Annotated in this window: 13 protein-coding genes; 9 read left to right on the forward strand and 4 right to left on the reverse strand. The window is 52.8% G+C overall.

Going from position 1 to position 15,585, the window contains the following annotated elements; translation table 11 throughout:
* Positions 1 to 78 precede the first annotated feature (78 nt).
* Positions 79 to 1,089, forward strand: a complete 1,011-nt coding sequence (gene pyrD / locus OGV67_RS11760; RefSeq protein WP_049009865.1) for a quinone-dependent dihydroorotate dehydrogenase — start codon at positions 79 to 81, stop codon at positions 1,087 to 1,089.
* A gap of 170 nt (positions 1,090 to 1,259) precedes the next feature.
* Positions 1,260 to 1,802, forward strand: a complete 543-nt coding sequence (zapC, locus tag OGV67_RS11765; protein WP_024130474.1) for a cell division protein ZapC — start codon at positions 1,260 to 1,262, stop codon at positions 1,800 to 1,802.
* On the opposite strand, the gene OGV67_RS11770 is transcribed toward zapC, so the two are convergent.
* The gene (locus tag OGV67_RS11770; protein WP_115614884.1) at positions 1,799 to 2,908 is read right to left on the reverse strand and encodes a YcbX family protein; all 1,110 of its coding nucleotides are present in this window, start codon (positions 2,906 to 2,908) and stop codon (positions 1,799 to 1,801) included. The genes zapC and OGV67_RS11770 overlap by 4 nt on opposite strands.
* A gap of 153 nt (positions 2,909 to 3,061) precedes the next feature.
* On the opposite strand from OGV67_RS11770, the gene rlmKL reads away from it, so the two are divergent.
* From rlmKL to rmf, 6 genes are all read left to right on the forward strand, one after another.
* Entirely contained in the window at positions 3,062 to 5,170 is a 2,109-nt protein-coding gene (gene rlmKL / locus OGV67_RS11775) for a bifunctional 23S rRNA (guanine(2069)-N(7))-methyltransferase RlmK/23S rRNA (guanine(2445)-N(2))-methyltransferase RlmL (protein ID WP_047457726.1), read from the forward strand.
* A 12-nt stretch (positions 5,171 to 5,182) separates the two neighbouring features.
* Positions 5,183 to 7,090, forward strand: coding sequence for an ABC transporter ATP-binding protein (locus tag OGV67_RS11780; RefSeq protein ID WP_115614882.1), 1,908 nt, complete (start codon positions 5,183 to 5,185; stop codon positions 7,088 to 7,090).
* 14 nt (positions 7,091 to 7,104) lie between these two features.
* Positions 7,105 to 8,358 (forward strand): membrane integrity-associated transporter subunit PqiA, encoded by a 1,254-nt coding sequence (gene pqiA / locus OGV67_RS11785; RefSeq protein ID WP_024130471.1) that lies wholly within the window; start codon positions 7,105 to 7,107, stop codon positions 8,356 to 8,358.
* A gap of 4 nt (positions 8,359 to 8,362) precedes the next feature.
* Positions 8,363 to 10,003, forward strand: coding sequence for an intermembrane transport protein PqiB (gene pqiB / locus OGV67_RS11790; RefSeq protein ID WP_047457720.1), 1,641 nt, complete (start codon positions 8,363 to 8,365; stop codon positions 10,001 to 10,003).
* A complete protein-coding gene (gene pqiC / locus OGV67_RS11795) occupies positions 10,000 to 10,563 on the forward strand; it encodes a membrane integrity-associated transporter subunit PqiC (protein WP_012132972.1) in 564 nt (187 codons plus the stop codon). The genes pqiB and pqiC overlap by 4 nt, the downstream gene beginning before the upstream one ends.
* A gap of 256 nt (positions 10,564 to 10,819) precedes the next feature.
* Positions 10,820 to 10,987, forward strand: a complete 168-nt coding sequence (gene rmf, locus OGV67_RS11800) for a ribosome modulation factor (RefSeq protein ID WP_012905338.1) — start codon at positions 10,820 to 10,822, stop codon at positions 10,985 to 10,987.
* A gap of 138 nt (positions 10,988 to 11,125) precedes the next feature.
* On the opposite strand, the gene fabA is transcribed toward rmf, so the two are convergent.
* Positions 11,126 to 11,644, reverse strand: coding sequence for a bifunctional 3-hydroxydecanoyl-ACP dehydratase/trans-2-decenoyl-ACP isomerase (gene fabA / locus OGV67_RS11805; protein WP_012132970.1), 519 nt, complete (start codon positions 11,642 to 11,644; stop codon positions 11,126 to 11,128).
* Between the two features lie 68 nt (positions 11,645 to 11,712).
* A complete protein-coding gene (locus tag OGV67_RS11810; RefSeq protein ID WP_104868827.1) occupies positions 11,713 to 13,473 on the reverse strand; it encodes an AAA family ATPase in 1,761 nt (586 codons plus the stop codon).
* A 185-nt stretch (positions 13,474 to 13,658) separates the two neighbouring features.
* Between OGV67_RS11810 and matP the strand changes: the two genes are divergently transcribed.
* A complete protein-coding gene (gene matP / locus OGV67_RS11815) occupies positions 13,659 to 14,111 on the forward strand; it encodes a macrodomain Ter protein MatP (RefSeq protein WP_012132968.1) in 453 nt (150 codons plus the stop codon).
* A gap of 74 nt (positions 14,112 to 14,185) precedes the next feature.
* On the opposite strand, the gene ompA is transcribed toward matP, so the two are convergent.
* Entirely contained in the window at positions 14,186 to 15,232 is a 1,047-nt protein-coding gene (gene ompA, locus OGV67_RS11820; RefSeq protein ID WP_047463714.1) for a porin OmpA, read from the reverse strand.
* Positions 15,233 to 15,585 lie beyond the last annotated feature (353 nt).

Here is a 15,585-nt window from a genome sequence, read left to right on the forward strand (position 1 = left end):
CCGCAAGTCAATTCCCTTTTCGCTGGATATCGCACATAATACGCCCCCGGTCTGCACACCGGGAATCCAGGAGAGTTCATGTACTACCCCTTCGTTCGTAAAGCCCTTTTTCAGCTCGATCCAGAGCGCGCTCATGAATTTACGTTTCAGCAATTACGCCGTGTAACAGGCACGCCGCTGGAAGCGCTTGTCCGACAGAAAGTCCCTGCGAAGCCAGTAAGCTGCATGGGGCTGACATTTAAGAATCCGCTCGGCCTTGCTGCGGGTCTGGATAAGGACGGAGAGTGCATCGACGCTCTGGGCGCAATGGGATTCGGATCGATTGAGATCGGAACCGTGACGCCGCGCCCTCAGCCAGGTAACGATAAGCCGCGCCTTTTCCGCCTGGTTGATGCCGAAGGGTTGATCAACCGGATGGGCTTTAATAATTTGGGCGTTGATAACCTGGTAGAGAATGTCAAAAAAGCGCATTTCGACGGTATCCTCGGAATTAATATCGGCAAAAATAAAGATACGCCGGTAGAGAATGGCAAAGATGACTATCTGATTTGTATGGAAAAAATCTATGCATATGCCGGTTATATCGCCATTAATATCTCTTCGCCAAATACCCCAGGGTTACGTACGCTACAATATGGCGAGGCGCTGGATGATTTGCTGACGGCAATTAAAAATAAGCAAAATGATCTCCAGACGATCCACCATAAATATGTTCCGATCGCGGTAAAGATCGCCCCGGATCTTTCTGAGGACGAATTGATCCAGGTGGCCGACAGTTTAGTTCGCCATAATATTGATGGTGTGATTGCGACAAATACGACGCTCGATCGTTCTCTGGTTCAGGGAATGAAAAATTGCGATGAAACGGGTGGTTTAAGCGGTCGACCATTACAGTTAAAAAGTACAGAAATTATTCGCCGACTGTCCCAGGAATTGAAAGGACAGTTACCGATTATTGGCGTCGGCGGGATAGATTCTGTCATCGCGGCGCGTGAGAAGATGGCTGCTGGCGCTACGCTGGTACAAATTTATTCCGGCTTTATTTTTAAAGGCCCGCAACTGATTAAAGAAATCGTTACCCATATTTGATTCTTTTCTCTCATTATCAGACAACCAGGGCTTTATTTCCGGCCCTGGTTGTTTTATATTCCTTCATTGTTGCTTATTTAAACATTTTAGGCTTTGCTTATTAAGGTAATAAACGAAGCGGTGAAAAAGGACATTTTTGCAACAGGGTGATGGAAACGGGAGAGAGTACAATGCGAATTAAACCTGACGATAACTGGCGCTGGTATTATGATGAAGAGCATGACCGAATGATGCTCGATTTAGCCAATGGCATGTTATTTCGCTCGCGCTTTGCTCGCAAAATGCTCACGCCGGATGCATTTTCGCCGTCTGGTTTTTGTGTCGATGACGCCGCGCTCTATTTCTCTTTTGAAGAAAAATGTCGCGACCTCGAATTATCGAAAGAACAAAAAGCGGAACTGGTGCTCAATGCGCTGGTGGCGATCCGTTATCTGAAACCACAGATGCCAAAAAGCTGGCATTTTGTCGCACACGGCGAGATCTGGACGCCAACGGTGGGTGATGCCGCCTGCGTGTGGCTTAGCGACACCGAAGAACAGGTGAATTTACTGGTGGTTGAGCCGGGTGAAAACGCGGCGCTGTGCCTGCTGGCCCAGCCCGGTGTCGTCGTGGCTGGACGCACTATGCAGCTCGGCGATGCGATTAAGATCATGAACGACAGACTGAAGCCGCAACAGCGACTCGCCAGCTTCAGCCTTGAACAAGCGGTTTAATTTCCCAGCCTGAGCGCGGTTTTTGGCACGCAGCTACAGCTAAGAATCGTTCCGTCATCGTTAATCGCTGATTTTTTCAGCGGACTCACTTCGCCTTCCAGCAGCGTTATCCGGCAACTGCCGCAGATTCCGGCCCGACATGAATAAGGGATGCGGATACCCTGATTCTCCAGTTGTTCAAGCAGCACCTGTTGGTTATTCCCACGAAAGGTTTGCCCCTGCCAGTCGATAGTGACTGCCGTATCAGGCTGTTTTTCCGGCGCCACCGCATCATCAGAATTTGCGGCGCCATAAGGTTTGGCGGGGGCGGTTGCGAGAATGTCAACCTCATCGCCTACGCGAATGACGCCGCTGTTACGCGCAATCAGGTTCTGCCCGAAATCAACATCGCCGTTGTCCTGCGCCGTGCGAAAGGTTTGCAAGGTTGCCAGCGGCTCACCCGTTGGGTGCTTTTGTCCTTTCTCAGGGCTGACGGTGGTGAAAATACAACGGCTGCACGGTTTTGCGACATCAAAGACGACGTCGCCGATACGAATGACCTTCCAGGTGTCTTCTTCCCAGGGCGCCGCGCCGGAAACGACCAGATTGGGACGAAACTGTTCTATTTTCACGCCAGCCGGGCAACGTTGCTGTAAGTCGCGCAGTGAGGCTTCGTTGGCCAGCAGAAAGGGATAACCATCAGCAAATGACAACGGCACGTCGTCGCGGCGTTTGACTCTGCGCGTAAGTTGGGGGCCGACCCAGCGTAATTGCACGTCACGGGAAAAGAATCCGCTTAACCACTGATTTATCGCGTCCGGGGCGATACGGGCAGTAAAATGGTTTCCCCAGACTTCGGTTGGCGCATCCTGCGCGGCGAAATCAGCAAAGCGCACCACCACGCTGCTGCCATCCGGGGCGCTAAGATGTAATCCGTCGTGTAGCGGAGAAGGCGTAAAGCGCACCATTTGCGGAAACTGGCGGGCGGTAATAAAGGTGCCATCAGGTTCGGTAACCATAAAGATACGATCGAAAGCCAGGCCACTGATGTCTGCCAGCGCATGCGTCAGGCCGATGCCGCGCATCGATTTGACCGGATGAATAAAAAGCCGGGTTAACGTCACCACTGTACAGCCCTCGAACGGAAATAAGCCTTCAATCTTATGACATGAGCGCCAGATTAGCTATATAAGCCCCATCCTTCACGCTTGTCGCTGCGAGGCAACGCGAAAGATTTTGTGTATAATGCGCAGCAATTTTCTTAGAGTAAAAGTGACAATATGAATTCTCTGTTTGCCAGTACGGCCCGCGGGCTGGAAGAGCTGTTAAAAACTGAACTTGAAAACCTGGGCGCTGCGGATTGCCAGGTGGTTCAGGGTGGTGTCCATTTTCAGGGCGACACGCGGCTTGTGTACCAGAGTTTAATGTGGAGCCGCCTGGCCTCGCGCATTATGCTGCCGATGGGAGAGTGCAAGGTCTACAGCGATTTAGACCTGTACCTCGGCGTGCAGGCAATCAACTGGACAGAGATTTTTAATCCAGATGCCACCTTTGCCGTGCATTTTAGTGGGCTGAACGACACCATTCGCAACAGCCAGTATGGTGCGATGAAAGTAAAGGATGCGATTGTTGATGCGTTCACGCGTAAAAACCTGCCGCGTCCTAATGTCGATCGTGAATCTCCAGATATTCGCGTTAACGTCTGGCTGAACAAAGACACTGCCAGCATTGCCCTCGATCTGAGCGGCGATGGCCTGCACCTGCGCGGCTATCGCGATCGTACCGGTCTGGCGCCAATTAAAGAGACGCTGGCGGCGGCCATCGTGATGCGTTCCGGCTGGCAGCCGGGAACGCCGCTGCTCGACCCGATGTGTGGTTCCGGTACGCTGCTGATCGAGGCCGCAATGTGGGCGACCGATCGCGCGCCGGGTCTGCATCGTGGTCACTGGGGCTTTAGCGGCTGGGCGCAGCATGATGAGGCTATCTGGCAGGAAGTCAAAGCAGAAGCGCAAACCCGCGCCCGTAAAGGGCTTGCGGAATATAGCTCGCATTTTTATGGTTCTGACAGCGATGCCCGCGTGATTGAACGTGCGCGCAGCAACGCCCGTCGCGCAGGCATCGGTGAGTTGATTACCTTCGAGGTAAGAGATGTCGCCCAACTGAGCAATCCGCTGCCGAAAGGGCCGTACGGTACGGTAATCAGCAACCCGCCGTATGGTGAGCGTCTGGACAGCGAACCGGCGCTGATTGCGCTGCACAGCCTGCTGGGGCGCACCATGAAAAATCAGTTCGGCGGCTGGAGCCTGTCGCTGTTCAGCGCCTCGCCGGATCTGCTGAACTGCCTGCAACTGCGCGCGGATAAGCAATTCAAAGCCAAAAACGGCCCGCTGGACTGCGTGCAGAAAAACTATCATCTGGCGGAAAAAACGCCAGACAGCAAGCCTGCGACGGTGGCGGAAGATTACGCCAACCGCCTGCGCAAAAATATTAAGAAGCTGGAGAAATGGGCGCGCCAGGAAGGGATCGAATGCTATCGCCTGTATGATGCCGATCTGCCGGAATACAATGTGGCGGTCGATCGCTACGGCGAGTGGGTGGTGATTCAGGAATATGCGCCGCCGAAAACGGTTGATGCGCAGAAAGCGCGTCAGCGTCTGTTCGACATCATCGCCGCCACGCTGTTGGTACTGGAGATTGCGCCGAATAAACTGGTGTTAAAAACCCGTGAGCGGCAGAAAGGCAAAAGCCAGTATCAAAAGATGAACGAGAAAGGTGAGTTCATTGAAGTCAGCGAATATAACGCGCGTTTATGGGTTAACCTGACCGACTATCTTGATACCGGTCTGTTCCTCGATCACCGTATTGCGCGCCGGATGCTGGGTCAGATGAGCAAAGGCAAAGATTTCCTTAACCTGTTCTCCTATACCGGCAGCGCCAGCGTACATGCGGGGCTGGGCGGCGCACGCAGCACCACTACGGTGGACATGTCGCGTACCTATCTGGAGTGGGCTGAACGCAACCTGCGTCTGAACGGGCTGAGCGGCCGTGCGCACCGCCTGATTCAGGCCGATTGCCTGGGCTGGCTGCGTGAGGCGAATGAACAGTTCGATCTGATTTTTATCGATCCGCCGACGTTCTCCAACTCAAAACGGATGGACGAGTCGTTTGATGTGCAGCGCGATCACCTGGTGTTAATGAAAGATCTGAAACGTCTGCTGCGCAAAGGCGGCACGATCATGTTCTCCAACAACAAACGCGGATTCCGTATGGATCTGGACGGCCTGGCGGCGCTGGGACTGAAAGCACAAGAAATTACGCAAAAAACGCTTTCTCAGGACTTTGCCCGTAATCGTCAGATCCACAACTGCTGGCTGATTACCGCAGCCTGAAAGGAAAAGTAAATGTCATTAATCAGTATGCATGGCGCATGGCTGTCGTTTAGCGACGCGCCGCTTCTCGATAACGCAGAGCTGCATATCGAGGATAACGAACGCGTGTGCCTGGTGGGCCGTAATGGCGCCGGGAAGTCAACGCTGATGAAGATCCTCAACCGCGAACAGGGACTGGATGACGGACGCATCATTTATGAGCAGGATCTGATCGTCGCGCGTCTGCAACAGGATCCGCCGCGTAATGTCGAAGGCAGCGTTTATGATTTCGTTGCGGAAGGGATCGAGGAGCAGGCTGAATACCTGAAACGTTACCACGATATTTCCCGCCTGGTGATGACCGACCCCAGCGATAAAAATCTCAATGAGATGGCGCGAGTGCAGGAACAGCTCGACCACCACAACCTGTGGCAACTGGAAAACCGTATTAATGAAGTGCTGGCGCAGCTTGGGCTCGATCCTAACGCGGCGCTCTCTTCGCTTTCCGGCGGCTGGCTGCGTAAAGCGGCGCTGGGCAGGGCGTTGGTCAGCAACCCTCGCGTATTGCTGCTGGATGAGCCGACCAACCACCTGGATATTGAAACGATCGACTGGCTGGAAACGTTCCTGAAATCTTTCAACGGGACGATTATTTTCATTTCCCACGACCGTTCGTTTATCCGCAATATGGCTACCCGCATCGTCGATCTCGATCGCGGCAAACTGGTTTCTTATCCGGGAGATTACGATCAGTATCTGCTGGAGAAAGAAGAAGCCCTGCGCGTGGAAGAGTTACAGAATGCCGAGTTTGATCGCAAACTGGCGCAGGAAGAAGTCTGGATCCGCCAGGGTATTAAAGCGCGCCGTACCCGCAATGAAGGTCGCGTACGTGCCCTGAAAGCGATGCGCCGCGAGCGCAGCGAACGTCGTGAAGTGATGGGGACGGCGAAGATGCAGGTCGAAGAAGCGGCCCGCTCCGGCAAGATTGTTTTCGAGATGGAAAACGTCAGCTATCAGGTTGACGGCAAGCAGCTGGTAAACGATTTCTCCGCGCAGGTGCAGCGTGCCGACAAGATTGCTTTAATTGGCCCTAACGGCTGCGGGAAAACCACGTTGCTGAAACTGATGCTGGGCCAGCTTCAGGCGGACAGCGGACGTATTCATATCGGCACGAAGCTGGAAGTGGCTTATTTCGATCAGCATCGCGCGGAACTGGATCCCGATAAAACCGTGATGGATAACCTTGCTGAAGGTAAGCAAGAGGTGCTGGTTAACGGTAAGCCGCGTCATGTGCTGGGCTATCTTCAGGACTTCCTGTTCCATCCTAAGCGCGCCATGACGCCGGTTCGCGCCCTGTCTGGCGGAGAACGTAACCGCCTCTTACTGGCACGTTTGTTCCTGAAACCCAGCAATTTGCTGATTCTCGATGAACCGACCAACGATCTGGACGTTGAAACGCTGGAGTTGCTGGAAGAGTTGATTGACGGCTATCAGGGAACTGTCCTGCTGGTGAGCCATGACCGTCAGTTTGTGGATAACACCGTGACCGAGTGCTGGATCTTCGAGGGCGGCGGTAAGATTGGTCGCTATGTCGGCGGATACCATGATGCGCGTGGTCAGCAGGAACAGCATCTGGCGTTTAAACAACCCGTCGTCAAGAAAACTGAGGAAGTGGTTGCCCCGAAAGCAGAAATTGTAAAGCGCGGCAGTAACAAACTAAGCTATAAACTGCAACGCGAACTGGAACAGCTCCCCCAGTTACTGGAAGAGCTGGAGGCCAAACTGGAAGCGTTGCAGGCGCAGGTGGCGGATGCCGCCTTTTTCAGCCAACCGCATGATCATACGCAAAAAGTTCTGGCCGATTTGAGTCACGCAGAGCAGGAACTTGAACAAGCCTTTGAGCGCTGGGAGTATCTTGAAGCCTTGAAGAATGGCGCATAATTAAAGGAGCGCATATGTGCGAACATCATCATGCTGCGAAGCACATTTTATGCTCGCAATGTGACATGCTGGTGGCGTTGCCCCACCTTGAGCATGGGCAGAAAGCGGCATGTCCAAGATGTGGCACAACGCTGACGACCGAGTGGGACGCGCCAAGGCAGCGTCCTACCGCCTATTCGTTAGTGGCGTTGTTTATGCTGCTGCTTTCCAATCTTTTCCCTTTCGTGAATATGAACGTCGCGGGTGTGAGGAGCGAAGTCACGCTGCTTGAGATCCCCGGCGTCATGTTTTCGGAAAATTACGCCAGCCTTGGCACCTTCTTTTTGCTGTTTGTCCAGCTGGTTCCGGCTTTTTGTCTGGTAACGATATTATTGCTTGTGAATCGCGTCGAATTGCCGCTACGTGTGAAAAAGGTTCTGGCGCGCGTGCTGTTCCAGCTAAAAACCTGGGGAATGGCGGAGATCTTCCTCGCAGGCGTGCTGGTCAGTTTTGTTAAGCTGATGGCTTACGGGGATATCGGGGTTGGAAGCAGTTTTATTCCGTGGTGTTTTTTCTGCATCCTGCAATTGCGCGCGTTTCAGTGCGTCGATCGCCGTTGGTTATGGGACGATATTACGCCGATGCCTGTGCTGGCGCAGCCGCTGAAACCTGGCGTTACCGGCATTCGCCAGGGACTGCGTTCCTGCTCCTGTTGTACGGCCATTCTCCCGGAGAATGAATTAGTGTGTCCGCGCTGTCATGCAAAGGGTCATGTGCGACGCAAAAACAGCCTGCAATGGACGCTGGCCCTGTTATTTACGTCGATCATGCTTTATCTGCCCGCGAATATCATGCCGATCATGATCACCGATTTATTGGGATCAAAGATGCCTTCTACGATCCTCGCCGGGGTCGTTTTGCTCTGGAGTGAAGGGTCTTATCCGGTGGCGGCGGTTATTTTTATTGCCAGTATTATGGTGCCAACGCTAAAAATGATTGCGATTGCCTGGCTGTGCTGGGATGCGAAAGGGCATGGCAAACGCGACAGTGAAAGAATGCACCTGATTTATGAGGTGGTGGAATTTGTTGGACGTTGGTCAATGATTGATGTGTTTGTAATTGCCGTACTCTCTGCGCTGGTGCGCATGGGGGGGTTAATGAATATTTATCCAGCGATGGGTGCATTGATGTTTGCTTTAGTCGTCATTATGACAATGTTTTCTGCGATGACCTTTGATCCGCGTCTGTCGTGGGATCGTGAACCTGAACCAGGCCATGAGGAGTCCTGACAGTATGGAATCTAAAAATGGGGAAGCCAAAGTGCAGAAGGTAAAAAACTGGTCTCCCGTGTGGATATTCCCTATCGTCACTGCGCTGATTGGGGCATGGGTGCTGTTTTATCACTACAGCCATCAGGGGCCTGAAGTCACCTTGATCACCACGAATGCCGAAGGTATTGAAGGCGGTAAGACCACCATCAAGAGCCGTAGCGTGGATGTGGGGGTGGTGGAAAGCGCGACGCTGACCGACGATCTTACGCATGTAGAGATCAAAGCCAGACTGCATTCCGGCATGGAAAAACTGCTGCACAAAGATTCGGTCTTTTGGGTGGTGAAACCGCAGGTCGGGCGTGAAGGGATCAGCGGCTTAGGCACGTTGCTGTCCGGGGCTTATATTGAGTTGCAGCCGGGGACGAAAGGTAACAGGCTGGAGGATTACCAGTTGCTGGATTCCCCACCTCTGGCGCCGCCAGATGCGAAAGGCATCCGCGTTATTCTAGACAGCAAAAAAGCCGGGCAGCTCAGTCCGGGCGATCCGGTGCTTTTCCGTGGTTACCGCGTTGGCTCGGTTGAAACCAGCACCTTCGATCCGCAAAAACGCTCCATCAGCTATCAACTCTTCATTAATGCGCCAAACGATCGCCTGGTGACCAGCAACGTCCGTTTCTGGAAGGACAGCGGTATTGCGGTGGATCTGACTTCTGCCGGTATGCGGGTTGAAATGGGATCGCTAAGCACGCTGTTTGGCGGTGGCGTGAGCTTTGACGTGCCGGAAGGGCTTGAACTGGGGCAGCCGGTTGCGGAAAAAACCGCTTTCAGCCTGTATGACGATCAGCGAAGCATTCAGGATTCGCTGTATACCGACCACATCGACTATCTGATGTTCTTCAAAGATTCGATTCGCGGCCTGCAACCGGGCGCACCGCTGGAGTTTCGCGGAATTCGTCTGGGGACGGTCAGCAAAGTGCCTTTCTTTGCGCCGAATATGCGTCAGGTGTTTAACACTGACTACCGTATTCCGGTGCTGGTACGCATTGAGCCGGAACGCCTGAAAGCACAATTGGGCGAAGAGACGGATGTCGGCGCGCATCTGGCCGAACTGCTCAAACGCGGCCTGCGCGGTTCACTGAAAACGGGCAACCTGGTGACTGGCGCGCTGTATGTTGATCTGGACTTCTATCCGAAAGAGCCGCCAATTACGGGCATTCATGAGTTTAACGGTTATCAGATCATCCCGACGGTAAGCGGCGGTCTGGCGCAAATCCAGCAGCGTCTGATGGAAGCGCTGGATAAAATTAATAACCTGCCGCTGAACCCGATGATTCAACAGGCGACCAATACGCTGTCGGAAAGCCAGCGGACGATGAAGCATCTGCAAACCACGCTGGATAATATGAACAAGATTACCTCCAGCCAGTCGATGCAGCAGCTTCCGGCGGATATGCAGAACACCTTGCGCGAACTGAACCGCAGCATGCAGGGCTTCCAGCCAGGCTCCGCGGCGTATAACAAGATGGTGGCGGATATGCAGCGTCTTGATCAGGTTCTCCGTGAACTGCAACCGGTATTGAAAACGCTGAACGAAAAGAGCAACGCGCTGGTATTTGAAGCGAAGGACAAGAAAGATCCAGAGCCGAAGAGGGCGAAACAATGAAAAAGTGGCTAGTGGTGATGATGGCGTTCTGGTTAACGTCATGTAGCAGTAGCGGAGAAAACAAGAGCTACTACCAGCTACCCGTCGCGCAAGGGGGCGTACAGAGTACGGCAAGCCAGGGAAACCGCTTATTGTGGGTGGAACAGGTTTCGGTGCCGGACTACCTGGCGGGCAACGGCGTGGTGTATCAAACCAGTGATGTGCAGTACGTGATTGCGAGTAACAATCTTTGGGCCAGCCCGCTGGACCAGCAGTTGCGCAATACGCTGGTGGCGAATCTGAGCGCCCAGCTTCCGGGCTGGGTGGTTGCCTCACAGCCGCTGGGCAGCGTGCAGGATACGCTTAACGTGACGGTGACGGGATTTCATGGCCGTTATGATGGCAAAGTTATCGTAAGTGGGGAGTGGCTACTGAACCATCAGGGGCAGTTGATTAAGCGCCCATTCCACATCGAAACCGCGCAGCAGCAGGACGGGTATGACGAAATGGTCAAGGTGCTGGCAGCCGCCTGGAATCAGGAAGCCGCCGCTATCGCTCAGGCGCTGAAGCAAATACCATAAGTTAAAAATATTGTAAATTTAACCGCTTTCGGCACGTCGCCGGGGGCGGTTTTTTTGTTTTTCTGCCCGGTGAAAATAGCTGTTCTGGCTCACAATTTTTGTACAAATGATTTATTGAGTAGCTCACAAATATGACAATGGCGTGAATTTTGCGCATTGACGGGACAACTTTTTCGCGGTATTCGTTTACTGTGATTGCACATTTCGTAATCACTGTTTTCTTTTCCACCAGACATGAAGATGAGGGAAACGAGGCATGAAGAGACAAAAACGAGATCGCCTGGAACGGGCACATCAACGTGGATATCAGGCCGGCATTGCCGGACGCTCAAAAGAAATGTGTCCCTATCAGACGCTGAATCAGAGGTCGCACTGGCTGGGAGGTTGGCGAGAAGCCATGGCGGACAGGGTAGTAATGGCCTGATTCTGTCTCTTTAGAAAAAAGAAACCTCCGCAGTGCGGAGGTTTCGCCTTTTTACAGGCAGGTCAGATAACGTGGTTACGCTGCCATCCGGCACGCCGTGCTTGTGGCAACGCTTATCAGACCTGGAAATGTCCGCGATCAGAACGCTGACGTGTCCTGGAACAGACCTACTTTCAGGTCGTTGGCGGTGTAGATCAGACGGCCATCAACCAGAACTTCGCCATCCGCCAGACCCATGATCAGACGACGGTTAACGATACGTTTGAAGTGAATACGGTAGGTCACTTTCTTCGCGCTTGGCAGAACCTGACCGGTAAATTTCACTTCACCTACGCCCAGCGCACGGCCTTTACCTTCGCCGCCAAGCCAGCCGAGATAGAATCCAACCAACTGCCACATTGCGTCCAGACCCAGGCAGCCCGGCATAACCGGATCGCCGATAAAGTGGCATCCGAAGAACCAGAGATCTGGATTGATATCCAGCTCAGCTTCAACATAACCTTTGTCGAAGTTACCGCCAGTCTCTGTCATTTTGATGACACGGTCCATCATCAGCATGTTTGGTGCCGGCAGTTGTGGGCCTTTAGCGCCAAACAGTTCACCGCGACCAGAGGCAAGAAGGTCTTCTTTTGTATAGGATTCGCGTTTATCTACCATGTTCTCTGTAAGCCTTATTTTATTGAAGCACGCAGGATAGCTAACACGTGTACGCTGAACAAGTCCGATCAGTTCGGTATAAACCAGTTTAGCCAACGTAGCGGCCAGGGAAAACGATGACGTCCTTCCTGTTGTGTAGCCTGGGCAATACGTTCCTGGATGGTCTGCATCAATGTTGTCTGACCTTCGCCATCCCACACCAGATTAAGCAGAAGCGGCAGTGCGTCTGTTACGTCGTCTACCGCCCAGATGCTGAATTTCTCTTCTTCCACGGCCTGCAACAGCGCAGGCTGGAGGCTGAGGTGTCTCACGTTAGCCGCCGGAATAATAACGCCTTGTTTACCCGTCAGTTCACGCTGCTGACAAATTGTGAAAAAGCCTTCAATTTTTTCATTCAGGCCGCCAACAGGCTGGGCGCGTCCAAACTGATCGACGGAACCGGTAATCGCGATATTTTGATTAACCGGCACGTTGGACAGAGCGCTGATCAATGCGCACAGTTCTGCCATTGAGGCGCTGTCGCCATCCACTTCACTATAGGACTGTTCAAAGGTTAGCGAGGCGGAGAACGGGATTTGCTGTTCAAGCTGTAGTTCCGACATCAGGAAAGCCTGCATGATCATCATCCCCTTGGCATGAATGTTACCGCCAAGCTCGGCTTTTCGCTCGATGTCCGTGAATTCACCGTCGCCAATATGAACGACGCAGCTGATGCGTGAAGGCTCGCCAAACGCGCGCGGATGGCCGGGAAATTCAATGACGGAAAGAGCGTTAATCTGACCAATGCGCTCGCCTTCCGTTTCAATCAGGATCTGCTCTTGCAGGATTTCGTCCTGCATGCGCTCCGCAAGATAGCCTTCACGCCATTCGCGTTGGGCAAGCATCAGAGCGAGCTGTTCGGCGCTGCATGTCCCGTCCTGGCACAACGGCGCGGCTTCTCTGAACTGGCGGGAAATCCATAGCGGACACAGTGGAAGCGTGTCCTGTTCTCCCGTGTAGCGAACGGCTTCGCGTACCAGCACTTGCCAGGCATCAGGCGTTGGCGCTGGCAGATTATTGCGTTTAAGCGTGTGCTGAACCCACTGACACCACTGGGTCATGGTTTCGGCATCCACTATTTGCAGATTATCTTCAAATTCGCTGTAAATCGCCTGTTCAGCCAGTTCCGGCTCCATTTCCTGGAAGTCGGCTAACGATTCACGTTCGCCGACCAACACGACTTTCAGCTTGAGCGGCATAGACGGCACAGAGACCGGCAACGGACGCGACTCGTCAAACGCGACCCAGTCGAATCGGTTATGGCTGACAATCGCCTTCAGACGCATCCACAGCAACGGCTGCGCCAGAAGGGTGCGTAAGGAGATCACCAGAACGCCGCCGTTAGCCTGATGCACCAGACCCGGTTGCAGCGTAATTTCGCCGTTAAACTGGCGCAGACAGCCAAACAGCTGTTCGGCTTCAACCCAGTCAGCGCTGACAACCTGCGCCGACGTGGCAAAATTGTCTTCTGCTTTTTCTGCTGCGCGATAACGGATGGTGTGGCCCGAAATTTCGTAATGGCCCCCGGTCAGCTGACCGGCATCGGCTTGCAACGTTCTGGCCGCATCAGAAAGGAGAGTGAGATACTCGGGCTCTTCCGGCGCTTTCGCCAGCATAAAAGAGGACGACGCCCAGGGCTGGAGAAGTTGTTCCAGCGCAAATTGCAGTCGCGGTTGAGTATCGCTGAGTAGGGTGGCGCTTTCGTCAGTAAAGTGTGGCTGTGCAAATATTTCCTGATAACTGTCGGTATCAGGAACCAGATCACGCCATGCAAGTTTCGTAATGGTCAAAGTTGAGGTTTTTTAGTCTGTTGTAAAAAACGCGATTATACCGTAACAGGCAACGCTGCACACGCGGAAAGCGAATGTAAACGTGCAGGATGACGCGTGAGAGTTCACAGGCTGGATATTCTTTTCTTCAGATACCCAAAAAACTGATATTCTGATAGGAGTTACACGGTAACGTTGAGAGCGCAATGAAATATCAACAACTTGAAAACCTTGAAAGCGGCTGGAAATGGAAGTATCTGGTGAAGAAGCACCGCGAAGGGGAGTTGATTACCCGGTACGTGGAAGCCAGTGCTGCCAAAGAAGCCGTTGATTTGTTGCTAACCCTCGAAAATGAACCGGTTCGGGTAAATGCCTGGATTGAAGAGCATATGAATCCTGCGCTGTTAAACCGTATGAAGCAGACCATACGAGCACGGCGTAAACGACACTTTAATGCCGAGCATCAACATACGCGCAAGAAGTCTATCGATCTGGAGTTTATTGTCTGGCAGCGTCTGGCGGGACTCGCGCAGCGACGTGGCAAAACGCTTTCAGAAACGATTGTGCAGTTGATTGAAGATGCGGAACATAAAGAGAAATACGCCAGCAAGATGTCGACCCTGAAGCAGGATTTGCAGGCATTACTGGGGAAAGAGTAGCGGTTCGTTTCTTCTTTCTTCTGGTTTCAGACGAAAAAAACCCCGCACTGCGGGGTTTTTTATTAGACGGAAACTTAAGCCTGCGGCTGAGTTACAACGTCTTTAACGCCTTTAACTTCGATCTCAACGCGACGATCCGGGGCCAGGCAGTCGATCAGTGCAGCGCGAGCTTTCACGTTGTCACAGGTGTTGCCAGTAACCGGGTTGGATTCGCCCATACCGCGTGCGGAGATTTTGTCAGCCGGGATACCTTTGGAGATCAGGTAATCAACAACAGACTGAGCACGTTTTTCGGACAGACCCTGGTTGTAAGCGTCGGAACCGATACGGTCAGTGAAGCCCAGAACCACGACGGAACCGTCTTTCGGGTCCAGGTTGCTCAGCTGGCTGTACATCTGATCCAGAGCCTGCTGGCCTTCTGGTTTCAGCGTTGCTTTGTTGAAGTTGAACAGAACGTCAGACTTCAGAGTGAAGTGCTTGGTCTGTACTTCTGGAGCCGGTGCCGGAGCTGGAGCAACCGGAGCTGCTTCTTCCTGCTGGCCGAAACGGTAGGAAACACCAACGCTCAGCAGGCCGTTATCTGGACGACCGCCAACGGTGTTTGCGTCGCCGATGTTGTTAGTCCACTGGTATTCCAGACGGGTAGCGATGTCACGCGTTACAGCGTACTCTACGCCACCAGCGAATACTGGGGAAACACCGGTATCGTGATCTTTGAAGCCAGTGTTGTTCTGAGCGTCTGCGCGCCAAACCATACCACCCAGACGGGTGTAGACATCCAGATCGTCAGTGATCGGATAACCCAGTTTAGCAGTCAGCTGAACGCCCTGAGCTTTGAATGCACCGTTTTGAGTGTTGCCTTTGTATGGCATACGACCTAACCAGTCGTAACCCATTTCAAAACCAACGTACGGGTTTACCTGATAACCACCGAACGCACCGGCACCCAGTTGGCTTTCATGGGTCGGGCCGTTGTTGTCGATCTGGTTGTTGCCAACATCATGGAACTGAGACCAGCCCAGTTTGGCACCAGTGTACCAGGTGTTATCTTTCGGAGCGGCCTGCGCTACGGTAGCGAAACCAGCCAGTGCCACTGCAATCGCGATAGCTGTCTTTTTCATTTTTTGCGCCTCGTTATCATCCAAAATACGCCATGAATATCTCCAACGAGATAACACGGTTAAATCCTTCACCGGGGGATCAGCTCAATAGTTACTCTACCGATATCTGCGGCTTATGCCGAGCACCCCTGGCGATGTAAAGTCTACAACGTAGTTGAAAACTTACAAGTGTGAACTCCGTCAGGCATATGAAAAAAAAAGGCTTGTATACATAATATTTAACATTTCCTGCTGAGAAATCGCTCAGCAAAAATCGCGGAAACCGCTTCTGACAAGCATTCACACACAAAAAGTATTAAGCTTCAGAGCAGATGAAAGAGCAGAAAAAAAATTCCAGGATAAATCCTAATTTC

Source organism: Citrobacter sp. CK188, assembly GCF_030333525.1.
In the GTDB taxonomy this organism is placed as follows: Bacteria; Pseudomonadota; Gammaproteobacteria; order Enterobacterales; family Enterobacteriaceae; genus Citrobacter_B; species Citrobacter_B koseri.